This window comes from Marinobacter sp. DUT-1 (assembly GCF_050379415.1).
Taxonomy (GTDB): Bacteria; Pseudomonadota; Gammaproteobacteria; order Pseudomonadales; family Oleiphilaceae; genus Marinobacter.
The window spans coordinates 1171966-1196380 of the sequence record NZ_JBNRLS010000001.1 but is presented as its reverse complement, the minus strand read 5'-3'; the positions used below and the strand labels follow the sequence as shown (position 1 = coordinate 1196380).

20 protein-coding genes are annotated in these 24415 nt (G+C 60.8%); 4 read left to right on the top strand and 16 right to left on the bottom strand.

From position 1 onward, the window contains the following. Positions 1-50: 50 nt before the first annotated feature. Both ACQUTG_RS05475 and ACQUTG_RS05470 read right to left on the bottom strand, forming a co-directional pair. Complete coding sequence (locus ACQUTG_RS05475) at positions 51-1451, bottom strand: succinylglutamate desuccinylase (RefSeq protein WP_428918404.1); 1401 nt, start codon at positions 1449-1451, stop codon at positions 51-53. Positions 1452-1581: 130 nt separating this feature from the next. Beyond that, complete coding sequence (locus ACQUTG_RS05470) at positions 1582-3219, bottom strand: MBL fold metallo-hydrolase (protein ID WP_428918403.1); 1638 nt, start codon at positions 3217-3219, stop codon at positions 1582-1584. A gap of 287 nt (positions 3220-3506) precedes the next feature. Here ACQUTG_RS05470 and ACQUTG_RS05465 point away from each other — a divergent pair, with 287 nt between their 5' ends. Next, entirely contained in the window at positions 3507-3953 is a 447-nt protein-coding gene (locus tag ACQUTG_RS05465; protein ID WP_091998134.1) for a thioesterase family protein, read from the top strand. 27 nt (positions 3954-3980) lie between these two features. Here ACQUTG_RS05465 and ACQUTG_RS05460 read toward each other — a convergent pair whose 3' ends face one another. From ACQUTG_RS05460 to ACQUTG_RS05445, 4 genes are all read right to left on the bottom strand, one after another. Continuing rightward, entirely contained in the window at positions 3981-5264 is a 1284-nt protein-coding gene (locus ACQUTG_RS05460) for an MATE family efflux transporter (protein WP_428918468.1), read from the bottom strand. Between the two features lie 149 nt (positions 5265-5413). After that, positions 5414-5911 carry a thiol peroxidase gene (gene tpx, locus ACQUTG_RS05455; protein ID WP_428918402.1) on the bottom strand — a complete coding sequence of 166 codons (498 nt, stop codon included), beginning with the start codon at positions 5909-5911 and terminating at the stop codon, positions 5414-5416. 338 nt (positions 5912-6249) lie between these two features. Then, entirely contained in the window at positions 6250-7470 is a 1221-nt protein-coding gene (locus ACQUTG_RS05450) for a Bcr/CflA family multidrug efflux MFS transporter (protein ID WP_428918401.1), read from the bottom strand. Between the two features lie 236 nt (positions 7471-7706). Then, on the bottom strand, positions 7707-8618 hold the full coding sequence (locus ACQUTG_RS05445) for a LysR family transcriptional regulator (protein ID WP_428918400.1): 912 nt from the start codon (positions 8616-8618) through the stop codon (positions 7707-7709). Positions 8619-8749: 131 nt separating this feature from the next. On the opposite strand from ACQUTG_RS05445, the gene ACQUTG_RS05440 reads away from it, so the two are divergent. Beyond that, entirely contained in the window at positions 8750-9427 is a 678-nt protein-coding gene (locus ACQUTG_RS05440) for a haloacid dehalogenase type II (protein WP_428918399.1), read from the top strand. A gap of 156 nt (positions 9428-9583) precedes the next feature. On the opposite strand, the gene ACQUTG_RS05435 is transcribed toward ACQUTG_RS05440, so the two are convergent. Continuing rightward, complete coding sequence (locus tag ACQUTG_RS05435) at positions 9584-10735, bottom strand: alpha/beta fold hydrolase (protein WP_428918398.1); 1152 nt, start codon at positions 10733-10735, stop codon at positions 9584-9586. A 196-nt stretch (positions 10736-10931) separates the two neighbouring features. On the opposite strand from ACQUTG_RS05435, the gene ACQUTG_RS05430 reads away from it, so the two are divergent. After that, positions 10932-11828, top strand: a complete 897-nt coding sequence (locus ACQUTG_RS05430; RefSeq protein ID WP_428918397.1) for an acyltransferase — start codon at positions 10932-10934, stop codon at positions 11826-11828. Positions 11829-11843: 15 nt separating this feature from the next. Here the strand turns inward: ACQUTG_RS05430 and ACQUTG_RS05425 are convergent, their stop codons facing one another. The 3 genes from ACQUTG_RS05425 to ACQUTG_RS05415 all read right to left on the bottom strand — a co-directional run bounded on the left by ACQUTG_RS05425 (position 11844) and on the right by ACQUTG_RS05415 (position 14865). After that, on the bottom strand, positions 11844-12047 hold the full coding sequence (locus tag ACQUTG_RS05425; protein WP_410330095.1) for a hypothetical protein: 204 nt from the start codon (positions 12045-12047) through the stop codon (positions 11844-11846). Positions 12048-12108: 61 nt separating this feature from the next. Continuing rightward, positions 12109-14094, bottom strand: a complete 1986-nt coding sequence (locus tag ACQUTG_RS05420; RefSeq protein WP_428918396.1) for a ribonuclease R family protein — start codon at positions 14092-14094, stop codon at positions 12109-12111. 96 nt (positions 14095-14190) lie between these two features. Then, on the bottom strand, positions 14191-14865 hold the full coding sequence (locus ACQUTG_RS05415; RefSeq protein ID WP_428918395.1) for a Fe2+-dependent dioxygenase: 675 nt from the start codon (positions 14863-14865) through the stop codon (positions 14191-14193). 131 nt (positions 14866-14996) lie between these two features. Between ACQUTG_RS05415 and ACQUTG_RS05410 the strand changes: the two genes are divergently transcribed. Beyond that, positions 14997-15968, top strand: a complete 972-nt coding sequence (locus ACQUTG_RS05410) for a hypothetical protein (RefSeq protein WP_428918394.1) — start codon at positions 14997-14999, stop codon at positions 15966-15968. Positions 15969-15998: 30 nt separating this feature from the next. On the opposite strand, the gene ACQUTG_RS05405 is transcribed toward ACQUTG_RS05410, so the two are convergent. The 6 genes from ACQUTG_RS05405 to ACQUTG_RS05380 form a co-directional block, all read right to left on the bottom strand. Then, on the bottom strand, positions 15999-17720 hold the full coding sequence (locus ACQUTG_RS05405; protein ID WP_428918393.1) for a GGDEF domain-containing protein: 1722 nt from the start codon (positions 17718-17720) through the stop codon (positions 15999-16001). Between the two features lie 123 nt (positions 17721-17843). Further along, entirely contained in the window at positions 17844-18293 is a 450-nt protein-coding gene (locus ACQUTG_RS05400) for a DUF411 domain-containing protein (protein WP_428918392.1), read from the bottom strand. 123 nt (positions 18294-18416) lie between these two features. Continuing rightward, positions 18417-21023, bottom strand: coding sequence for a heavy metal translocating P-type ATPase (locus ACQUTG_RS05395; protein WP_428918391.1), 2607 nt, complete (start codon positions 21021-21023; stop codon positions 18417-18419). 4 nt (positions 21024-21027) lie between these two features. Beyond that, complete coding sequence (locus tag ACQUTG_RS05390) at positions 21028-21459, bottom strand: MerR family transcriptional regulator (RefSeq protein ID WP_428918390.1); 432 nt, start codon at positions 21457-21459, stop codon at positions 21028-21030. 329 nt (positions 21460-21788) lie between these two features. Next, a complete protein-coding gene (locus ACQUTG_RS05385; RefSeq protein ID WP_428918389.1) occupies positions 21789-22103 on the bottom strand; it encodes a hypothetical protein in 315 nt (104 codons plus the stop codon). 52 nt (positions 22104-22155) lie between these two features. Then, the gene (locus ACQUTG_RS05380; RefSeq protein ID WP_428918388.1) at positions 22156-24414 is read right to left on the bottom strand and encodes a putative bifunctional diguanylate cyclase/phosphodiesterase; all 2259 of its coding nucleotides are present in this window, start codon (positions 24412-24414) and stop codon (positions 22156-22158) included. Between the last annotated feature and the right edge of the window lies 1 nt (position 24415).

Below are 24415 nucleotides of genomic sequence, written 5' to 3'. Positions count from 1 at the left end.
GCGGTTCTCCCGTCGTTTTTCATCCGCTGGGTGAAAAAACGACTAGCATACTACTCTCCTGGCACTTCTGCCTCCGTACCAATGTGGTAGGCGGCAAAGCCGGCCATCACCACCTGGTCCACCGCCATGCCGATGATTCGGCCATTGGCACTGGAGCGGATCGGATGCTGGGCATTGGTGATCGGGTCGGCGACATAACCGAGTATTTCGCCCTCGGTGACCCGGTCTCCCAGCTTCACCTCGCTGAAGAGAATGCCGCCATGAGCAGCGCGTATCCAGTCCGAATCGTAATAGATCGGCTCCGGATCCCCCCAGACGAACATCCTGGAGATCATGCCCTGCTTTTCCATCAGGCTGGTGAGGCTGTTCACACCGGCCTCGATCTGGTGTTCCTGGATGCGATGGGATTCACCGGCTTCCAGGGTAACCGTGGTGATCCCCGCCTCGACCGCGGCAGTGCGGAGCATGCCCGGCGATCCGGTGCTGTGCACCACTGCCATGCGGTCGAAGCCCTGAGTGAAAGTAGCCACATCCGGGTTGTTCATGTCGGCCCGAAGTTGCGGCAGGTTGGTGCGTTTCAGCGAACCGGTGTGGATATCCACCAGCATATTGCAGCGGCGGATAATGTTCTCGAACAGGGAATGGGCAATCCGGTCCGCCAGGCTGCCGTCCTCGCTGCCGGGGAAGTGCCGGTTCAGGTCCCTCCGGTCCGGGAGGTAGCGGCTGCCTTGCTGGAACCCCGGCAGGTTGACGATGGGGATACCCACGACGCGGCCGTTGAGCTTGTCGGGATTGAGATCATAGACCGTACGGCGGATGATCTCGATGCCATTGAGCTCATCCCCGTGGATCGCCCCGGTCAGGCAAAGAGTGGGGCCGGCATTGGCGCCGTTGACCACCAGTACCGGCGTGGGCTGTGACAGCCCTGCGATCTGGATGCCTGGGGACCAGGCCAGTCGGGTCGAAGTGCCCGGCAGTACCTCATTGCCGAGCAGGGTAAAGCTGGTGGCCTTCGCCGGCACCGGCTCGGGCTCGGGCTTGGTCTGGGCGGTTTCCGGTGCCGCTTCCTTTTCGCTTTCCCGGCCGGCTTCGGGTTCAGGTGTGGTCACGGTAGCTGACGGCGTGGGCTCGGGCACGACTTCTTTCAGGTCAATGTTCGGGGCAACCTTCTGGGCCGGCTCTTCTTGCGTGGCCTGCTGTTTGGCGCCGGTATCGGGGCCGGACTCCGGTTCCGTTCGCGTTTCCGTTGTGGTTGATTCCAGAGGTTCGGATTGCTCTATGTCCTCGACATCCTCATCCTCCGCCAGTTCAGCCACCCGGACCTCCTTCGGGGCCGTCTCGCTGGTGGAGTTGGCAGGGGAGTCCTCGGCCAGCGCGGGCAGAGAGGAGAGACCTAGCGTGGCGGCCAGTGCCAACAGGAAGCCCGGTGTTCGGGAGGCGTCAAACAGCATAGTTCCTCAACGTTCGTGGTTTGGCGCTAAAGGATAGAGTCACATTGGCCGCGATGGATACAGCTGTGACAAAGGTTTAATGCCCGTTTCATTAATCAGAGGCTCCTTGAACCCGGGCAGGCTGCCATGATCAGGTGTGATCATTACCGAACCACTGCCCCTCCTCTTCCCGGGCACGACCATCGGCTTCCAGCTTCAACAGGTGCGCAAGCGCCGAGCGCGCGGCCAGACCATGAATCGCCGCCGGTACATCGTCGTAGGCCCTGGCAGTCAGGTCTTTCAGGCCGACCGGGGACAACTCCTTGAGGGCCTTGGCCACCTTGTGCTCACGGGACAGGCGGTGAGTGATGAGGAAGTCGATCACCGCTTCGGGACGGGCCATCAGGAAACCGTGGGCGGGCGCGATGTAACTCAAAGGTTCCGTCAGCAGCTCATAGAGTGACTCGATGTACGCCTTCATGTCGCCATCCGGCGGATTAATGACCACGGTCGAACCCTGCATGATGTGATCACCGGAAAACAACAGCTCCTGGTCCACCAGCAGGTAGCACAGATGATTCGAGGCATGGCCGGGGGTATGGAGCACCTTGAGAAGTCCGGCCCCGGTGACAATCAGATCGCCGTGCTCCGGCTGGTCGTCCGGCGCAAACGACTGGTCCTGGGAGGCACCGGCAGGCGCGGGCCAGCCGAAGACACGGCAACCGGTCTTTTCTTTCAGCGTGGCGGTACCCGGCGAGTGGTCGATGTGGGTGTGGGTCACCACCACCTGATCGATCACGCCCCCGGTCAGCTCCAGAATCCGCTCTATATGGATTGGATCATCCGGGCCCGGGTCCAGAACCGTAAACCGCTCATGCCCCAGCAGGTAAGTATTGGTGCCCGGACCGGTCATCATGCCCGGGTTTGGCGCGGTAAGCCGTACCACACCGGCGGCAATCTCCACCGCTTCCCCGGGCACGATCTCCGCCTGTGTGGATCCCTCGCCTTCCGGATCCAGCTTGGCCGCTTCATCATAAGCCGGCGAGCCGGGCTCCAGGGTGACCGGCTTGCCCTTGCGCACCGCCGGCCACGGTTGACTGGGATAGGGTTCCGGCGGATTGGCGTGGGCATAGCGCATGACCGCTTCGGTGGTGTCAAAATCGCTGAGCACCCGCAGCGTCCGGATCGTCGGCAGCCCCAGCAACCGCTTGCCGCTGCGATGCTCCTCCAGGGCCTCGGCCGGATCGATCCAGACATGATCAATGGTCTCTACCCCGTCATGGGAAGCATCCTGCCCCTCCGGCGCCGCCGCCACAAAAAACCGGGTATCAAACCTCCGCGGCGGTCCGGGTGGCGTAATCCAGTGGCTCAGATAAGCCACCCGGTCCAGGGGAATCGTCAGGGCATTTTTCTGACACAATTCTGCGAGCGAAACCTCACCCTTGAACAGCGGTATCCGCTCCTTCCGGACCGGGTGATCGGCGTCGACCAGCGACCCCTGCTCATCCAGCGCGAGCAGAATCCCTGCCTCCTCGAAACACTCCCGGACGGCAGCCAGCATATAATCGGCACCACCTTCATCCAGGCTCATGATTTGGCTGATCTCGGCATCGGCCGGACCTATGGCGTGTTCACGGCCATGGGGTTCCTGAACGTCCACCGCCCCACCAGGAAAAACAAAGTACCCGGGCATGAAAGCGGCTTTCCAGGTCCGTTGCAGGAGCAGAACCTGAAGCCCCTCGGATGTGTCTCGTAGGAGGATCAGTGTGGCGGCAGGGCGTATATCCATAGTGTTTCCGTTATGTACATTACGTCAGTGCGCGTCAGGGGGCTGGGTGGTGATCGGGGTGAGCTTTCCAAAACTGTGCGGAGCCAAGGATGGCGGAGCTCAAGCGCCACATGGACGTGCTCGAGCGGGTTTTGGAAAGCTCACCCCGATCGCCACTCGCTCCAAATGTCGATGCGCGGAGATAAGATAAAGAGCAAGATAACTGAATTTGCCACAGGGTGAACAGTAAAACCCAAGAGCGTATGATTCGCGGCAACAGCAACCCGCATCCAGACAGGTGACCAATCGTGGCCCGAATCAAACTCTCCTTCCCGGACGACGCCTTCGTCTTCGAAACCAGAATGCCCGTGCGCATCACCGACATCAACGGCGCCAACCACCTCGGCAACGACGCCCTCATCTCCATGCTGTCCGAAGCCCGGGCCCAGTTCCTCGTGGAATACGGCGTGGAAGAAAGCGACCGGCAGGACATCGGCATCATCATCACCGACCTCGCCACCATGTACCAGTCCGAATCCTTCTACCCGGACATGCTGCGCTTCGAGGTCGGCCTGATGGATTTCAACAAGTACGGCGGTGACTTCGTATTCCGGGTCACCAAGGCCGACGGCGGCCAACCCGTCGCTCTGGCCAAGTATGGTTTTGTCTTCTTCGACTACCAGCGCCGGCAAGTGGCACCCATGCCGGACAGCTTCCGGTCACGCTTCGCGGGGAGCGAATCAGGGGATTCCTGAATCCGTCGGTTCAGCAAGTGCCCGCAATCAGGCGGGCGCTTCCTGCTGGCGGAGATGGGTCATGCCCTGACGGTACAGGAAATAGGCGGTGGTGCCGGCCAGCAGGTTGCCCACCAGCGCCCCTGACATCAGCCCGGTAAGCCCGGAGATCTGCGAGCCCAGCCACAGCATCGGCAGGTACCAGGCGAACAGCCGCAGGGTGGAAATCAGCAGTGCGCGCATCGGCAGCCCGAGGGCATTGTTCACCGAGACCATCAGCATACACACCCCCAACCCGCTGTAACTCAGCGGTACCCGCAGCAGATAGTTCACCAGTATGTCCTGGACATCTGCGTCCCGGGTAAACAGCGTCGAAACCAGACCGGAAGCCGCCAGCCAGATCAGTGCCAGGGCCAGTTGCCAGACCACGATAAACCGGACCGCAATGCGCACCAGTCGGCGGATGGTCTCCACTTCACCGGCCCCCAGCAGACGCCCGATCATCGGCGGCATGGACATGGTCAGAGCCAGCACCACCACGATCGAGAAAAATTCGAGCCGGGTACCCAGCCCCCAGGCCGCCACTGCCGCCGAACCGAAACCGGCCACCAGCGCCGTGGCCAGCATGGCCGAGACCGGTGGCATCAACTGACTGACCATGGCCGGTGCCATGATGCTGCCAAGCTGTCGCAGGGCTGCGGCCAATTTCAGCTGGAGCAGATCAAACCTGAGCCAGTGGCGCCTTATCAGGGCCGGGTAGACCACCAGCGCGCCCAGCCCGAAAGCGGTAATTGTGGCCCAGGCCGCACCCGGCAGACCCCAGCCGAAAACAAAGATGTACAGCGGATCCAGGGCGATGTTGATCAGGCTGGTGGCAATCATCATGTAGCCGGGCAGTTTGGTATCGCCATTGGAGCGGCAGACGGCGTAACCGAAATACAGCATGGCTCCGGTCCAGGCCGACACCAGCCAGGGCGCCCAGTACTCCCGGATCACCGGCCGCAGGGCGGTCTCGGCCCCCAATAGGTCGAGGATCACCGTCTGAAGCAGCCATACCGACAGGCACAGGATCATCGCCAGGCTGGCACCGATAGTGACAACCAGCCCACCCAGGCGTTGGGCCCGGATCTCGTCGCCCTGGCCCAGCGTGCGGGAGATGATGGCGGTGGTAGCGATGCCGAGGCCCACATACATGCCGCTGACCAGTTGCTGCATAGGCACGGTGAACCCCAGTGCGGCCAGCGGATCGCGCCCGAGCTGACCCACGAAGGCGCTGTCGGCCAGGTGGAAGGTCATCAGGGACAGAACGCCGAACAGCATGGGCCAGGTCATGTCATAGAGCTGACGGCCTAGGCTCGTGTTTTCGGGTGTCTGGTTCAAAACAGCCTGCGTGGTTTCAGGAGTGAGTGAAAAGGCAGGAGAGTATAACGCAGATAAGATGTCGGGTCCGGGGGATCACCCCGAACCCGATCGGGAGGGTATCAGAGTGCGTTCAGGGCAGCGTCGTAGTCCGGCTCGTTCTTGATCTCGTTCACCAGCTCGCTGTGCAGCACCTTGTTGTTTTCGTCCAGCACCACAACGGCACGGGCACACAGGCCGGCCAGCGGGCCATCCTGGATGGCGACGCCGTAGTCCTGCTGGAACGAGTAGTTACGGAAGGTGGACAGGGTTTCCACATCCTTCAGGCCTTCGGCACCACAGAAGCGTGAGGCGGCGAAGGGCAGGTCGGCGGAGACAACCAGTACGACAGTGTTGTCCAGATTGCCGGCTTTCTCGTTGAATTTGCGGGTGGAGGCGGCACAGACACCGGTGTCGATACTGGGAATGATGTTCAGGATCTTTCGCTTGCCGTTCCAGTTGTCGAGTTTGACTTCTTCCAGGCCGCTGTTGGTCAGGGTGAAGGGGGGAGCGTTGTCGCCCGGTTGGGGGAATTTGCCGCTCAGTTCGATGGGGTTGCCGTCCAGGGTGACTTTGCTCATTTTGGCTCCTTGTTGAGTCCGGTTTGGGGTTTTACTGATCTACTCCTCCCAGACTAGTTTGGATGACTTTGATTGTCATTATCGCTGTTTTGGTTGGGTGCCAGTCCGGGTAGGGGCCTGCTTTCCAAAACACGCTCCTTCGCACCCCTCCGGGGTCCAGCCTGCAATCATAGATTGCAGTCGTTCGGCTGTCGCATGAAGCTTCGCTTCATAAACGCTCGGCCTCACCCCTGTGGCGCTTGAGCTCCGCCATCCATGGCTCCGCACAGTTTTGGAAAGCATGGCCCTGATCGCCCCCCGAACCTCGAAGCAGCCCGCAACGAAAATCGGAGCTTTATTTATCGAGTGGACGCACTTTGCGGCTCGAAGCCGGGAGCCGGGTGGCGTTGGACCAGGATCAGGTAGCAGGCCATGGCGATGGCGGAGCATACGGCGATGATGCTGGCCATGACCAGGGAGGTGCCGTCGTGGAAGTGGCCGACGAGGCCTCCGGCTATGGCGGCGAGGGCCATCTGGATGAAGCCGAAGAGGGCGGAGGCGGAGCCGGCCATGGTGGGGAAGTTGGCCAGGGCGCCGGCCATGGTCTGGGGGAGGACCATGCCGGTTCCGATCATGAACAGGGCCTGGGGCAGGATGACGGCCCAGACGTTGTACATTTCCTCGTATGCCAGGATAGCCATGGTGGTTCCGCCGGCTACGGCAACTATCAGTCCCCGAACGAGGATTTGATCGGTCAGGAGATGGCGACCGAGGCGCACGGCGGTGAGGTTGCCGATGATGAAGCCGGCAACCATGCAGGCAAAGTAGAGGCCGAAGTGCCGGGGATCGACACCGAGGAAATCGATCAGTACGAAAGAGGAACCGGACAGGAACGCAAACAGTCCGGCGAAGATCGCGGCGTTGGTGAGCGAATAGCCCAGGAAGCTGACGTCCGTGATGATGCGACGATAGTTATGGACCAGGGCTCGGGGTTTGAGCGGCTGCCGATGCTCCGGGCGCATGGGCTCGGGGATGCCGTAGGCGACCACCACCGCCATGATCAGTGCGTAAGCGCCGAGCGCAATGAAGATGGACGACCAGCCCAGGCCGGTCACCAGTACACCGCCGATGGTTGGTGCGACCGCCGGTGCCACGGCCATGATGCTGGCCAGGATGGCGAGGATCTTCGCGGCTTCGCGCGGGGTGTAGATGTCCCGGATCGCAGCACGGCCGAGGACCGGCCCGGCGGAACCGCCCAGAGCCTGCAGGAAGCGGCAGACCTGGAGGGTTTCAATGTTGGTGGCCAGGGCACAACCGAGGCTGGCCAGTGCGAACAGGACAAACCCGCCAATCATGATCGGTTTGCGGCCAAACCGGTCGGCAAGAGGTCCGCAGATCAGCTGGGCAATGGCAAAGCCCGCCATGTAAAGGCTCAGTGTCAGCTGGACCTGGTCGGTGCCGGTACCGAAGTCGCTGCCGATTTGCGGCAGCGCAGGCAGGTACATGTCCGTCGCCAGGGGGCCCAGGGCGACGGCCGCTGCCAATAAAATCGTTGTCCAGACACTAGTGAGTGTGAGCATCGCGGTCCTGTTGCGTTATCAAAAGAGTTCGACAGGCCGGGTTGGGATAGCCTTTCCGAAACTGTGCGGAGCCATGGATGGCGGAGCTCAAGCGTCACATGGACGTGCCGCAAGGAGCGTGTTTCGGAAAGGCTATCCCAACCTGGCCGACCTACTACGTGTTGGAAGTCTAGGGTGGAAGGAGGCGAAAGATAACGGGGCTATCGTTCATAGGATATATGAACAAAACTAATTGATTAGCCGTCAAGCTTGTTCATGGTGGCTGCAACCGCGTTCACCTGGTTTCTCAGCCACTTATGGGCCGGATCGTTCTGGTTGCGGCGATGCCAGAGCATCAGCAGCGTGAAGGGCTTGAAATCGAAGGGCAGCGGCACCCAGGCAAAATCCCGCATCAGGTGGTTGCTCATCCGCTCCGGTGCCGTTGCCAGCATATCGGTGCCCCGGAGGAATTCGGGAAGCCCGGAGAAGTTGGAGACCGTGACCACATTGCGCCGAGTGAGGCCCCGTGCCGAGATCGAGATATCGAGACTGGGTTTCTCGCCGGTGGCGAACAGCAGGGCGATGTGATCGGCCTTGAGGTAGTCCGCCAGATCATTAGGTGGCTCGCGATGGGAAGGGTCATAGAACACCACCATGCGATCGGCCATCAGCCCCCGCTGCATGATGTCCGTGGCTTCCGGCGGGTGGGGTGAAATGATCAGGTCGCACACGCCCTTGCGCAGCATATCGGCATTCGGAATGCCGGATGGAATTACCTGCAAACTGATCCCCGGTGCTTCCCGCCGCAGGATTTTGACCAGGCCCGGAAGTAACAGGTCTCTCTGGTAATCGTTGGCGGCAATGGTGAACGTGAACTCGGCAGTGGCCGGGCTGAACGGCGGGCCGGCGGAGAGTGACTGCAGGTCGTCCAGAATCTGCCGAATATGCGGCCCCGCCTGCAGGGCATAGCGGGTTGGCACGATGCCCCGACCGGATTTCACGAACAGCGGATCCCCCAGCGCCTGCCGGAGTCGCTCCAGCGTATGACTGACCGCCGACTGGGTCACGCCCAGCCGCACGGCGGCCCGCGACACACTGCCCTCGTCCAGAACGGCGAGGAAGGTACTGAGCGCGCGAAAATCCAGGTTCAATGTATCAATCGGGTTCATGAATGGCAGTGTAACCCGTGCCCGGGTGGTCGGCCATCTCTGCGCTTTGAGTGTTTATTCAAAAATGTGGGACTTCTGTAGTACGGTTAGGCGTAACGGACAAGACAACTACACGAAACGAGGCTCATTCTATGACCATGCATCTGGCGTTCGACGTCTACGGCACCCTGGTGGATCCCATGGGCATGTCCGACCTGTTACGGCAAGACGCCGGGGACCAGGCGGAATCGGTAGCCGCTCTCTGGCGTGAGAAACAGCTGGAGTTCTCGTTCCGCAAAGGCCTGATGAAAGCCTACGAAGATTTCGGCGTCTGCACCCGCCAGGCCCTGCGCTACGCTATGGCCACCCGAAAGCTGGAACTGTCCCAGGACCGGGAAGACGAACTGATGGCCGCCTATCTGGCGTTACCCGCGTTCGAGGATTCCCAGCCCGCGCTACAGGCGCTGAAGGGTAAATACCCGCTGTTCGCGTTCTCCAACGGCAGTTACCCGGCGCTGGAGAAGGTGCTGGGGCACAACAACCTGCTGGACCAGTTCGACGGCCTGGTCTCGGTCGACGACATCAAGAGCTTCAAACCGGACCCGGCCGTCTACACCTACGCACGGCGGGCTACGGGAGCGTGGGATCAGCCGTTATGCCTCGTTTCCAGTAATGCCTGGGATGTGATTGGTGCAAGGGCTGCGGGTTTGCAAGCTATCTGGGTGCAGCGCGACTCTGACAAGGTTTTTGAAGACTGGGGGATAGAACCGTCTGCTGTGATAAGTAACCTCGCCGAGCTGCCCACAACTTTGGCAAACTTACAAGGTTAGCGGAGGCGTGGGTTGGACAGGGACTTCCAAAACTGTGCGGAGCCATGGATGGCGGAGCTCAAGCGTCACAGGGACGTGCCGAAGGAGCGGGTTTTGGAAGTCCCTGTCCAACCCATGCCGCCATGCTCGGAGTCGGAAGCCTGAAGACCGGATAACCTAGTCAGACCGCTGAGCCAACCACTCTGCCATCTTTAACCAGCTCTCCTTGGGCGCCTTACTCCCAGCCAGAATCCCCATATGCCCCCCGGGCACAACCCGAAACGTCTTGTCCCCGGAACTCACATGATCCATCACCCGCTTGGCCGCCCCCGGCGTCACCATCGTATCCTCACTACCGGCAACCGCCAGTAAGTTGGCACTCACGTTCTCCAGCCGTGCAATATCCTCGCCGATCTGGATCTCCCCCTTCGACAACTGATTGTCAATCCACACCCGAACCACCGTGTCCTGAATAATCCCGCCGGGATAGGCCACCATTCGATCCAGGAACGCGGAGGTCGTGGCATGGTTGGTTACGAACTCCCGGTCCCCCAGACGCACAATCAGCTCCCAGTACCCCATCACGCTGCCGACCGGATTGGTCAGCTTGAACCCAAGGGTATTCGCCCAGCCGGGCGTGTGAAACCAGTGCGGCTTGAGGTTGTGGATGCGAAACCCCGTACGCTTGCGAACCACCTCGGCCGCCTCGGCAATGGCCTGGGACGCCACCCCCATGAATCCGGAAGCGTGACTGTCGATGGGTGAACCCAGCACAATGGCATTGCGCACATGCTGGTCCTGGCTCAGGGCAGAATAGAACAGAGTGAACATCCCGCCCATGCTCCAGCCATGCAGGGACAGCTCCTGCTCACCGCTGTGTTCCCTTACCCGATTCAGGTAGGCGGGAAGCAGCTCTGCCACATAGGTGTGAAGGTTGTAGTGGCTGTGTTCGCGCTTCGGCACGCCCCAGTCAATCAGGTAAACCTCGAAACCCTTGGCGCGCAGGAAACGGACCAGACTGCGCTGAGGGAAAAGGTCATAGATGAGCATGTTGACCGCCAGTGGCGGGATGATGACGATCGGAGTGCGGTGGGTGGTCCGTTCCACCGGGATCGTCAGATCGTCCAGTTCAATGAAGTCTTCCTGCAACGGCGGGTAGTAGCGCAGGCTGACCAGGCCGTCCGAATGGAGAGTCTCAAAGGGTGTCTGTCCGGCCTGGACCAGGCTGGCGGCCCGGAACACCCGGTCGAAGGCATTGCCGGCATAAATCGCAGTCTGGCGGGTCAGGCCCGAAGATTTGTCGAGCACTGACTTGAACGGATTGGGCATCGGGATATCCATGGAACAGTGGGTCTTACCAGTTTAGAGAAAACAGGCGGGAAGGCTAACCCCGGAAGAGGGCGGTGCCTATGGCAAAACCGTCCACCCCGCCTGGCAAACCGGTCACATCGGGCCACTGCCCATTATCGTCGGCCCTTGCTATCATGCGGAGCCATCGGACACAAAAACCAAAAGCAGGAAAGCCATGCTCAGTTTCCTACCGGCCCCGGTCAAGGGCGTACTCAATTCCATCCTCCTCGGCATCAATACTCTTTTCTGGTGCATCCTGCTGTACATCCCGGCAACCCTGAAGCTGATCATTCCGATCAAGGGGTTCCGCGTCCTGTGCACCCGCTGGATCATCGCCATCGCCGAAGCCTGGGTCGCCTGCAATATTGGCTGGATGAAGCTCACCCACGGGACCCGCTGGGATGTGAAAGGTGCCGATGAACTGGAACGGGAGAGCTGGTACCTGGTGCTGAGCAACCACCAGAGCTGGGTCGACATCCTGGCCATGCAGCGGGTATTCAACCGGCGGGCCCCATTCCTGAAGTTCTTCCTGAAGCAGCAACTGATCTGGGTGCCGGTGATCGGCCTGGCCTGGTGGGGCCTGGATTTCCCGTTCATGAAGCGCTACACCCGGGAATACCTGATCAAGCACCCTGAAAAACGGGGTGAGGACCTCAAGGCCACCCGCCACGCCTGCGAGAAGTTCCGCTTCACCCCGGTGAGCGTCATGAACTTCGTCGAAGGCACACGGTTTACCCAGGCCAAACACGACAAACAGAAATCTCCCTATCAGCACCTGCTGACTCCCAAGGCTGGCGGTGTGGCCTTTGTGCTGGACGCCATGGGAGATTCCATCGAGACCCTGGTGGACGTCACCATTGCCTATCCTGATGGCGCACCCACCTTCTGGGAGTTTCTCTGTGGCAAGGTGAAGGCTATCCGGATGGAGATCCACACCCAGACCATCCCGGAACACCTCAAGGGCAGGGACTATGCAGCCGATGCCGAGCATCGTCGTAACGTGAAGAACTGGCTGGCGGAACTCTGGCAGGCGAAGGACGCGCGGCTGGAGAGAATGCTGGGGGATCAGTAAACGGACGGGGACGACTCAGTCATCGTCCCCGTCTTCTACTTCATCGGGATGCTCGCGCTTGTAACGCTCCCACTCTTCCCAGTCATGGGGCGTGCCGGCATGGGGCCGGCGCAGATGCCTGGCATGCTCCATGGCGTTATGCCTCAGGCTGTGGTCCGGCTCTTCCTCTTCCTTGTCAAAGCCGTATTTCTTCAGGAACTCTTGCGGGCTGATGGGCATGGCGCACCTCCGTTAAAAGGCTTTGTCCTCATACCTACGATGCGCCTGCCTGGTCGGTTTTTCAACGCTCCGTGGCGTCCTTGCCGTTCTGGATTTCCTCGGCGTCCACCAGCTTGAAGTTGATCTGGCGACGCTCGTCATCCACGCCCGCAAAGGTCACATTTACCCGCTGCTCCAGCTGGAAGATCCGGCCGTTTTTGTTGTGCACCAGGCGCAGGGTGACCGGATCGAAACTGAACTTGCCCTCCAGGTCCCGGCAGCTGACAAAGCCTTCCAGACCATTGCAGTCCAGGCGGACAAAGAAGCCAGAGGGAACGGTCCGGCTGATGGTACCGGCCATGGGTTCCTCCTTGAGGGCCCTGGCATAGTCGCTCTTGAGCCAGGCTTCCAGTGAATTGGCCGCCTGGCGAGCCCGGATCTGGCTGGCCTGCAGGGCTTCAAGCTGCTGGGCACTGAGCGGCTTGATTGGAGTCTCCCAAAGACTCGATTTGATCAGCCGATGCACGTAGAAGTCGGAGAACTTGCGCAGCGGCGAGGTGAAGGTGGTGTAAGCACCCAGACCCATGCCCTGGTGCGGGGCCGCCTCGAAGCCCAACTCGGCCCGGGCCAGTTGCCGGGAGATGATCGCCTTCACCGGCACTTCCGCCTCCAGTTCTTCGGTCTGTTTCATCAGGGCCTTGAAGCCCTCGGCAGAATTGGCATCCAGGTCCGCCAGGTGCGGCGCGTGGCTTTCCAGCAGTTTTCGGATATTCTCGGCACGGTCGTCGCGCAGGCCCGGATGCTGGATGAACAGACCTCCGCCTTGTGCCTGCAGGAAGTCCGCAGCGCAACGGTTGGCCGCCACCATACACTCTTCCACAAGACGATGCGCCTCGTTCGGGACCGCAGGTTCAATCAGCCGGATCCGCTTGTTTTCGTCCAGACGCAGGCGGAATTCCGGCCGATCGGCGCTCAGCAGGGCATGTTCGCTGCGCCACTTGCGCAGGGCTGTAGCGGCCTGATGCAGCTGGTCCAGACTGTTGGCGACTACATCGGGCAGGGCCTTGATCTCGTCGTCCTCACGGCCCTCGATCAGGTGAGATACCAGATCGTAGCTGAGCTTGCCCCGGGAGCGGATCACCGCCTGGTGGAAGCTGTAATCGCCCAGGCTGCCATCGTTGTTGACCTGCAAGTCACACACCAGGGCCAGTCGCTTCACCTCCGGCATCAACGAACACAGACGGGTACTGATGGCGTCCGGCAGCATGGGCAGGGGCTCGCCGGGGAAATAGATCGCCGTGGCCCGGTTGAACGCTTCTTCCTCGGCCGGAGTGCCCGGTTTGACCACCGCGGTGGGATCGGCGATGGCGATGGAGAGCGTCCAGCCGGTGGCATTCGGTGTCGCCATCAGGGCGTCGTCCATGTCCTGGGTGCCCGGGCTGTCGATGGTGACATAGGGCTGGTCGGTACGATCCTCGCGGCCCTCCATGTGGGCTTCCAGACTATCCTCATTCAGGCTGTCCGCCTGTTTCTGAACCGAGTCCGGCCAGGCGTCGGCCAGGTCGAAGCTGGCGAGGGTGAAAGACCGCTCGATGCCTGGCTCGCCGGCCTTGCCGATGATCCGCAGCACCCGGGCCTGGCCCTTGCCATCCTTGAACGGGTGGCGGTGGATCTGGCAGTAGATGTAGTCGTCGGGCTGGGCGCCCTTGCGCTCCTTGGGCGGAATGAAAATCCACCGGTTGATGCCTGGCGTATCCGGCGCCACGAAGTGGCCCTTGCCCTTGATCAGGTAACGACCGACAAAGGTGGTGAGGTGGGTTTCCAGCACTTCGTCCACCACGCCCTGGGTCTTGCCTTTCTCCACCTCGTGCTCGGTGACGTTGATGCGGTCGCCCGGCAGCACTTTCTGCATCTCCTCGGGGGGAAGAAACACATCTCGACCCTCATCGAGGGCAACAAAGCCGAAGCGCCCGTTGGTGGCCTTCACGGTGCCGGGGAAGACCACCTTGTTTTCCTTGATATCGGTTTTGAGCTGGCGCAATTGACTGAGAGCGTCGGCGTTGAGCATGTTAAGAGGAACCTGGCTGCAAAAATTGGATGTTGGGGCGGAGTATAACGGTTATGAAAGCAGCCGTCAGATACGGTGTGGTAACCCCGCTCACTCCTAGATTTCCGCCCAGAACCTCTGCAGGTTCGCCAGGGATTTGGTCAGCAGATCAAATTCCGCCGTTTTGCCTTCACGCTCAAAGATCTGGCGGCGGGCGGTGTCGAGGTCAAAAAGCACTTCACGTTGGGCAGGGTCGCGGATGGTGCTCTGGATCCAGCCGATGGCCACCCGTCGCTGGCCCCTTGTCACCGGTTCAACCCGGTGCAGTGTGGATGAAGGATAGATCACAGCCGAGCCCGCCGGCAGCTTGTAAGACTGCTCGCCAGCGGTGGTGTCCGTTACCAGCTCGCCGCCGTCGTAACTTTCCGGATCATCGAGGAAGAGGGTGAAGGAAATGTCGGTACGGATGCGGTTCTCGCCCCGGCCCATGACCGGATCATCCACATGGTTGCCATAGGTCATCCCGTCCCGATAGCGGCTGAACAGGATGGGCGTCATCTTTCGGGGGCGAACGGCCATCTGGAAGACCGGGTGGCCGGTCAGTGCTGTCTCGACTTCTGTCCGGAGCGCTTTCGCCTGGTCCGTGGTGAATGCCATCTGTTCATTATTTTTGACCAGACGTGCGTGCCAGCCCGCGGTTTTGCGGCCGTCCTGGAACTGGCCAGCGTCCAGCGCCGCCCGAATCCGCGAAACCTGCTCTGGTGTGAGTATGTTGCCTATACACAGAATCATGGTCACTCCATAGGATAATGGGAATAATTTGCAATTAGATAACGGTTTGAAGCATCATGCCGCAACTGGTACCAGTCATCAATGTCGCTGTCGATTCGATAGCGGGCGGACGGTTAAAAGGAGCATTCTGCATGAAAGACCAGAAACTGAAACTCTGGATGGGCATCGGTGTGGCCACCGTACTGGCCGGCTCGGGCGCCTGGGCCGGGGAAGGTGGTGAATCCGGCCATGAGGAAATGGTGAAGGCTGCTGACCATGGTGGTGAAGGTGGCGAGACCCATGGTGGCGAAGGCGGTGAAAACCACGGTGGAGAGGGTGGCGAAAGCCATGGTGGCGAAGGCGGTGAACACCATGGTGGTGAAATGGGCGACGCCTTCAGTTACTTTGCTTCCGGCGGAGAAGGCGGAGAAGGCGGAGAAGGCGGAGAAGGCGGAGAAGGTGGAGCCGCCGTTTCGCCAGTGGCTTCCGATGGCGCCCAGATCGCAATGATCCACATGATGCAGGGGCATCTGATGGCCGCACGGGAGCTGATCAAGGCGGGCGAGGTTGCCGAGGGTCGTCCACACCTGACCCATCCCTGGATTGAAGTCTACCCGATGGCAAAGCGTGGCCTGGAAGCCCACGGTCAGGATCGGCTCGGCGAACGCCTGAAAACACTGGCGGAGGAAGCTGGTAAGGTCGGGAAATGGTCGGAGGTCAGTGCCGACTTCAACGCTGCCTGGAAGTCGCTGGAGCAGGCCGTTGCTGCTGTTTCCGGGGACCAGCCCGAGTCTCCGGCCACGGTGGCAAAAGTGATGCTCTCTCTGACCAAACAGGCTGTGCTCGAGTACGACGAGGCCCTTGAGGATGGTCGCTTCGTCGCGGTTCACGAATACCAGGATGGCCGTGGTTTTGTGCTGGCTGCCCGGGAATACCTCGAGCGTAACAAGGCTGGCATGGTGAAACATAACAAGGAAGCCTGGCGTGATGCCAACAAGGTGCTGGACGAGCTGCAGAAGGCCTGGCCGACAGCCATGCCGCCGGCCGCACCAGCGGTTGAAGTTGCCAATCTGTACGCCTCCCAGGCACGACTGGAACTGGCGTTGGCACCCTACCTGTACTGATGTGAAACCGGCCGGGGCGACAGCCCCGGTTCACACCCCCGGCGACACGGTGGTTTCGTCGGGGCGGGTAATACAGACCCGGTTGCGACCCTGGTCCTTGGCCGCATACAGAGCACGGTCTGCCAGTTGGAGGATGGTGTCACTGTTTTCCCCTGGCTGGCAGAGATGACCGCCGATGCTGACGGTTATCGGCAATCCGGTCTTGCGGCTTTCTTCTTCTACGCTGGCACGGATGCGATCGGCAATCTGCTCCAGGGTTGCGGTATCACAGGGAGACAACAGCACCACAAACTCGTCTCCTCCCCACCGACCGGGATGGTCATAGGGCCGCACATTGGCCTTGAGCCACAACGCGACACGACAGAGAATCTCGTCCCCGGCCTGATGCCCGTTCCTGTCATTGATGGTCTTGAAGTGATCGATATCCAGCCAGATCAGTCCAAAAGCCCGGTTATCTCTCCGCGCCCGTTCAATCTCCTCGGCCAGAAGCTCGTCGACTCCCCGGCGGTTCTTCAGGCCGGTCAGAGTGTCAATCCTTGCCAGCCGATGCAGCTCTTTCGTGCGGTGGGCAACCTGCTGTTCCAGATCCCGGGTGTTAAGCTGAACCCGGTTGGCCATGGTTTCGAAGTGGTCCACCAGGCGCCCGATCTCGTTGTCCGGTTTGGGCAGGTAGGGCAGATTGAAACTGCCCTCCCGAAGGCGCTTGACGGCATCTTCCAGTGCCAGCACGGGCCGGAGGATGCGGGACTGGATGATCAGGTGGAACAGTAGGAGTGAGATCAGCAGGCTCACCAGGAATACTGCAACCAGGGGCCAGAGATAACTGGTTGGGATCAGGGTATTGAGGTCCAGCAGGGTGATTTCGAACCAGCCAATGGTTGGCAGAAAGGCAACGCCGGCCAGATGCTTGCGGCCATCCACGGTCACGAATCCGCTTTCAACCGCACCGACCCGGCCTTCCCGCTGCTTGAGCATCTGCAGCATGCCCAGGATCTGTTGCTTGTCCTGGGGATCGTCGAACAGCAGGTCGACCGTGTTCTTCTGGCCTTCCGGCTTGATGATACTGGCGAAATCGATGTAGTTGCGGTCCCGGTAGAGCTGGATGGCACCGTTGTAGTCGACAAACAGGGTAGTTATGCCGTCCTGCCCGATATCCACGATATCCTGCAGGAAATCGTCCAGATTCAGGCCGGTACCCACCATCCCGAGTATTTCCCCCCGGGCATTGCGCATCAATACGTCAATCCAGAGTTTGGTCACGCCCAGCTCCACATCCGGATTCACGTTCAGGTGAAAATCCCGCCCTTCTTCAATGAGCTGGAAGAACCAGGCGTCCTCGGGCTTGTTGGCGTCCAGGGTGTAGCGGTACTGGTTGCCGGCGTATTCGTTCGCGGCGTTGTTGTAGTAATAGTGCCCGTTCTTGCGCAGTGCGACGAAGTAGCTGTTGTCCCGGAAATTGGAGCGAAAGCTCTCCATCTGCCGGATGGCTTCGGCCTCCAGATCAGGGTTGTCGGGGGACTGCGCCCACTGGATCAGGGTTGACGAGTTCGCCATCTGCCTCGCGAGACCGATCTCACGCTCCAGGGATTGCAGCAAACGGGCGCTGTCATAACGGACCTGTATTTCTGCGACTTGCTGGCCCCAGCGTTCGATGATGTCTTCTGACAGCTCACGGTAAGCCAGCCAGGATGCACTCGCCGCCACGATGATGAGTGTTGCAGCGAGGCCAAGGATGCGGGTTTTGAGACTCAAGGGGTGTCCTTGCCAGTGTTCCAGTTGAGACCTGATTCTCATCATAGAACACTGGCAAACGACAGTGTAGGAAAAATAGACAGAAGTCGGAGCCTGCCGTAAGTGACAGGCCTCCGTCGGCCGTTAATTGTACTCGGAGAAAACCCGGGTCTGGCCGGCACCGTTGAACATGATCACCTTGTAGTGGTCCTTGCGGTCACCGACCTCCATGCCGGGAGAGCCAAGCGGCATCCCGGGTACACTCAGGCCCCTGGCTTTCGGTGCTTCGGAGATCAGGCGCTGAATGTCACTGGCCGGTACGTGGCCCTCGATCACATAGTCACCGACAAACGCTGTGTGGCAGCTTGCCAGGGCCGGCGTGAGCCCAGCCTGGATCTTGATCGGGTTCAGGTCGTTGGTTTCGGTAACCTTCACCTCAAACCCGTTTTCCTCCAGGTGATCGACCCAGTCCGCACAACAGCCACAGGTCGGGGACTTGTACACGTGGATATTCTGGGCAGCACCACCGGCCAGGGCCGCGGTGCTGAAGCCGAGGGCGGCGGCAAGGCCGAGGGCAAGAGTATGTCTGTTCATGGTATTCACCTCAATGATGTTGGTGTTCGTCAGAGCCTGTGCTGCCGGAGCCAGTCAGCCAGAACCACCAGACAATGGCGGCCATCAGGGCAAGTCCTCCAGCATTGACCAGAAAAGTGTCCATCAGTTCTCCTCCTTGGATTCATGGCGTTCCGGCTTGTGACTGGTCTGGAACAGTCGCAGTCGGTTGGCGTTGGAGACCACAGTGACCGAAGACAGGGACATGGCGGCGCCGGCCAGGATCGGATTCATCAGGATGCCCCATAAAGGATAGAGCAGGCCCGCGGCCACCGGTATACCCAGGGAGTTGTATATGAAGGCCCCGAACAGGTTCTGATGAATGTTCTTTACCGTGGCCCGGGAAATCTCGATGGCATCGGGTACCCCGTGCAGGGAGCCACGCATCAGCGTGATGGCGGCACTCTCGATGGCCACATCCGTGCCGGTGCCGATGGCGAAGCCCACATCGGCTGCCGCCAGTGCCGGCGCATCGTTGATACCGTCCCCGACCATGGCGACGGTATGGCCTTTGCCCCGCATCTCGCTGACCACCTCGGCTTTGTCCTCGGGCAGAACTTCCGCCCGGTAATCGTCAATGCCCGCCTTGCTGGCTATGGCCCTTGCGGTTGCCGCCACATCACCAGTAACCATCATGACCTTGATGCCGGCGTTGTGTAGCCGTTTGATGGCGGCTTTTGAGTCGGGTTTGATGGCGTCCGCGACTCCGATCACCCCCAGCACCTCATCGCCAAGGGCCAGGAACAGGGGGGTGCCGGCCTCTTCCGCAATGGTATCGGCGGCCTCGGAGAGGCTGTCCAGCGTCAGGCCCTCGCCTTCAAGCCAGCGGCGATTGCCGAGGCGTACGGTCTGCCCATCCAGCTCACCCCGGACGCCTTTGCCATTGATGGCCTCGAAGCCGGAAACCTTTTCAGGTTCGACGCCCTCATCCCGGGTCCTTGCCAGAACCGCCTCCGCCAGCGGATGCTCCGAATGCTGCTCCAGGCCGGCGGCCAGGGCCAACAGCCGGTTTTCGCCGCCGTTGGCGGAATGCACGCGGGTGACCGCAGGATGCCCCTCGGTGATGGTGCCGGTCTTGTCGAGGATTACCAGATCCAGCTTGCCGGCGGTCTGCAGGGCATCCCCCTGGCGGATCAGGGCGCCATATTCGGCCGCCTTGCCGACACCGACCATCACCGACATCGGCGTGGCCAGACCCAGTGCACAGGGGCAGGCAATGATCAGCACCGTGGTGGCAGCCACCATCATGTGCACCACCGCCGGCTCCGGCCCGACGTTGTACCAGACCAGCGCCGAAAAGACGGCGATGATCATCACCGTGGGTACGAACACCGACGAGATCTTGTCCGCCAGACGACCGATGGCGGGCTTGGAACCCTGGGCCTTTTTCACCAGCCGGATGATCTGCGCCAGGGCAGTCTCGCTACCGACTCGGGTGGCCTCATAGATCATTGAGCCGTGGGTATTCAGAGTACCGGCGGAGACCTCGTCACCTTCGGCTTTGCTGACCGGCATGGGCTCACCCGTCAGCATGCTCTCGTCCACCCGGCTGCTGCCCTCGCGGATGAGGCCATCTACCGGAATCTTCTCGCCCGGACGGACCCGGACCCGGTCGCCCTTGCGCACCTCTTCCACCGGAATGTCCTGCTCCTGGCCGTCCCGGATCACCCGGGCGGTCTTCGCCCTCAGATCCAGCAGGCGCCGGACCGCCTCGGAAGTCTTGCCCTTGGCCCGCAGTTCCAGTGCCTGGCCCAGATTGATCAGACCGATGATCATCGCCGAGGCCTCGAAGTAAACGTGCCTCGCCATCTCGGGCAAAAGTTCCGGCACACTGGCCACAACAATGGAATACAGCCAGGCAGTCCCGGTGCCGACGGCAATCAGAGTATCCATATTGGCGTTGTGATGCCGGAATGCCTTCCAGGCCCCGGTGTAAAAGTGCCCGCCGGTGGCAGCCATCACGATAAACGTCAGTACCCCGAGCCCCAGCCAGGTGGTCTGATTGGCCTCGGTCACCATCATCGAGCCGAAGCCCATGCCCCAGATCATCAGGCCCAGACCCAGGGACAGGCTCACCGCCATTTTGATCAGCAGCGACTGGTATTGCTTGCGATCCTCCGCCTGCTTGCGCTCATCGGCATCGTCGGCATTCTCGATCACACTGGCGCCATAGCCGGCACTCTCGATGGCTTTCGCCAACGCCTCAGGGTCCGCCTCCCCGGTCGCTGTTGCGGTATTATCCGCCAGGTTCATATGGGCATGAGTGACACCGGATACCGACATCATCGCCTTCTCGATGGTGTTCACGCAGGAGGCGCAGGTAGCTCCCGAGACTGAAAGGCTGATCTGGTCACCCCCGGTCGGCGCTTCTGTGGCACCCTGATCCGACTCTTCCGCTTGGTGCCCGGAGTAGTCCTGGTGAGGTTGCTCGTCAGAATCCTCCGCCTTCGCCTTGCCGGCGCAACAACTGGCCGGTTGTTCACTGGTCTCTTTGACCGGCTCAGCCGGGTAGCCTGCGTCCGTCACCCGGCGCGCCGCATCCGCGACGTCGATACCCTCGGGCAATGCGACGGTCTGCTCTTCCAGGTTCACCTCCACCAAATCAGTGTCACCGGTCAGAGGTTCCAGGGCATTACGAATCTTTTTGGCACAGCCCTGACAGGATGCCCCTGAAATGGACAATGCCCGGTGCAGTTCGGTTATCTCACTCATCTGTTTACTCCTCCCCGCTGGTGGCGAGAGCCATATCATCCCAATGCTCGATCAGCCGACAGATCGTATGACCGTCCGGCGTTCCATCCGGCATTTCCCGCCAGATCCCGAGGGCACTCTTCATCCGCTCCCGCAGCTGCTGCAACTCGGCAATCTCCCGCTCGACCTCAGCCAGCCGCTTCTCGAATACCTCTCGCACCATCGGGCAAGGCGAATGGTGATCATCGGCCTGATTCAGGATCGACCGGATCTCCGGCAGCGAAAACCCCAGTTGGCGTGCCTTGCGGGCAAACCGCAGCCGGCGCAGGTCATCGGCATCGTATTGCTGGTAGTTGTTGTCCGGGTTGCGGGCCGGATTGAGCAGCCCCTCCCGGGTATAGAAGCGGACGGTGTCGGGATTCACACCGGCGGCCTGGGCGATCTCTTTGACTTTCATCGGCTCAGTCACTCTGCGTTTGGGTCGGGAGCGTTGATCCTTGAAGCTTGCGGAGCGGTGGGTGTGGTGCCTGTTCCGAAAATGCTCGGAGCCAGGGATGGCGGAGAGCAAGCGTACATGGGTGAGGCAGAGCGCTTATGAAGCAAAGCTTCATGCGACGGCCGCACGACAGTAATCTATGATTGCTGGCTGGACCCCGGAGGGGTACTCGCAGCGGTTTTCGGAACAGGCACCACACCCGGCGCGGCATGCTCCAGAATCAAATCATAAATATAGGCTAAAACCTGTGAGCAACTCACAGGTCAAAGGTTTTTTTGAGGAAGGAGAGGTCAGCGCCCCTTGGCGCGCAGGAAGGTTCCGCAGGTCTTGCACTGATCCGGCGCCATCAGCTTCGCCTGCCAGCCGATCTTGTGGCCACAGGCCGGGCACCGCAGCCGCAGCTGGAGCATGATGATCGGTGCGATCAGGGCCGCAATCAGAACCCCCAGTGAGCCCCAATTTTCGCCACTGGACAGCCCCAACTGGCTACTGAACACCAGAACCACCGTCAGCGCCACAAACGCAAAAATGAAGTAATTGCGGTTCCAGCGCTCCCACCGCCGGATTTGCGCATCCTGATCGGGAGTCAGATACTTCGCTGCCATAAAACACACGCCATAGAATTGTTCCAGACATCATGGGGATAACGACCGGCCATTACAATCCGGTGCTCTCCGGAGTGCCGAGATTCAAAAGCCCCGCCTCAAGGGCTCTCTCCAGCTCTGCGGCAGGAATCGGTCGGCTGATCAGGTAGCCCTGGACCAGGTTACAACCGTGCTGCCTGAGGAAATCCAGCTGTTCCTCGGTCTCCACGCCCTCGGCAATCACCCGGATGCCCAGGTTGTGGGCCAGATTGATCACCGCCCGGGTAATCACCGAGTCATCGTGGCGCTCGGTCACCGAAGTAATGAACGACCGGTCGATCTTCAGCAGATCCACCGGGAAGTCCCGCAGGTAGCCCAGGGAGGAATAGCCCACACCGAAATCATCAATGGCAAGATTGACGCCAAGCTCGTGGAGCCGGCCCAGCTGATTGCGGTTATGCTCAATATTCTGAATGAAGATCTCTTCCGTCAGCTCCACTTCCAGATGATTGGCGGGTACGTGCTCGGCTTCCAGGGTCTCGCGGATGTCATCCACCAGGTGCTCATCGTCCAGTTCCCGCCCGGACAGGTTGATGGCAATACGCAGGTCCTCGCAGGACGTGCCTTTCCACGCGGCGAGCTGGCGACACGCGGCCGCCACCACCCAGCGGCCGATCTCCGTGATGCGCCCGCTTTCCTCCGCCAGGGGAATGAACTCCACCGGTGACAACAGGCCGCGGCGTGGGTGTTGCCAGCGGATCAGCGCCTCGACACTGTTGATCTCGCCGGTTTCCAGATCGATCTGTGGCTGGAAATGCAGTACGAACTCATTGTTGGCCAGCGCCTTGTCCAGATCCTTGTCCAGCTCCAGGCGGGTGACTTCCCGTTCCTGCATGCCCTCGGTATAGAACTGGTAGGAATTGCGACCCTGCTCCTTGGCACGGTAGAGGGCGACATCGGCATTGCGTAACAGGGTATCGGCATCCTGCCCGCTCTGGGGGTAGATCGCCACGCCCATGGTGGCAGTAATCCGGTGGCCTTCGCCGTGGACCTCGAAGGGCGCTTCGAAGCAATGCTTGATGTGCCCGAGCAGATGGATGACGTCATCGATATTCTCCACCTGCTGCTGGCAGAACATGAACTCGTCGCCCCCGGAATAGGCCACCAGGATCCGCTCATCGCTCAGCTGGTTCAGCCGCTCGGCAACCCTGACCAGGAGCTCGTCACCGAACTGGTGGCCAAGGGAGTCGTTGAGCATCTGGAACCGGTCCAGGTCCAGCATGATTAGCGCAACCTGCCGGTTCTGGCGCCCGGCAATGCCCAGCGAGTGAGTCAGGTCCTCCATGAAGAACCGGCGGTTGGCCAGCCCGGTCAGGGTATCGGTGGATTCCAGGCGAGCCAGGTCCTCCTGGATCTCCTTGCGCTGGTCAATCTCCTGCTCCAGTTCCCGGCGGGTTTTCAGCAGTGCCCGGTTGCGCTTGAGAATCAGCTGGGCCATCAGGGTGGTCAGACTGGTCAGCAGGCCCATGAACAGGACAGCGGTGAAGGTCCGCCATGGCCAGTCGCTGCGCTGGCTCGCCACCCAGATGCTGGTGGGCCTGATGGTCAGAGTCCAATCCAGGGTCGGCAGGTCGACCGTTTCGGTATGGGCGAAAGTTCCGCTGGTCTCCGCCAGCCTGTTCAGCTGGTAGCTGAGCACACCCTTGTCCCGGATGCCCACCTGGAATGACTGCAGCACCCGGCTGGTCAGAAGTTGCTGGACCAGGGTCTCGATCTGGAAGACGCCGGCAATGAAGCCGTTGTTGTTGGCGCCGGAGCCCACCGGCGCGTAGATCACCATGCCCTTACCACCCTGTTTCAGGTCGATGATCCCGGAAATGTCATACTGGCCGGTGGTACGCGCCGTCTCCAGGGCCTGGCGACGGCGGTCGGAGAAGGCGACGTTGTAACCCACAACACTTTGGTTGCCGGAAACCGGCTCGAGCCAGCGTATGATGAAATCCCGGTCAATCCATTCGATGGCCTGGTAGACCCCGAAATCGTTGAGATAGTGGCGGGCATCAGCGCGCCAGGCGGCCTCGGTGGTTTCTGGTTCGACCTGAAGCCGGGCAGCCATCCGGTTGATGGCCTGGGCGTGGATGGTGAACTCCCGCTCAAGGTGGTCCACCATGGCGACCGCTTCGTTGGCCAGGTTGGCCCGGATCTGGTGGTTGTCCTGCTGAATCATTCCATAGCGCAACCCGGCCGCCAGGGCCAGGAACGCCAGCAGGATGAGCGCCGGGAAAACAGGGCTCAGCAGGGCGCGGGCGAGAGTGTTATTAGAGGGGGCCATT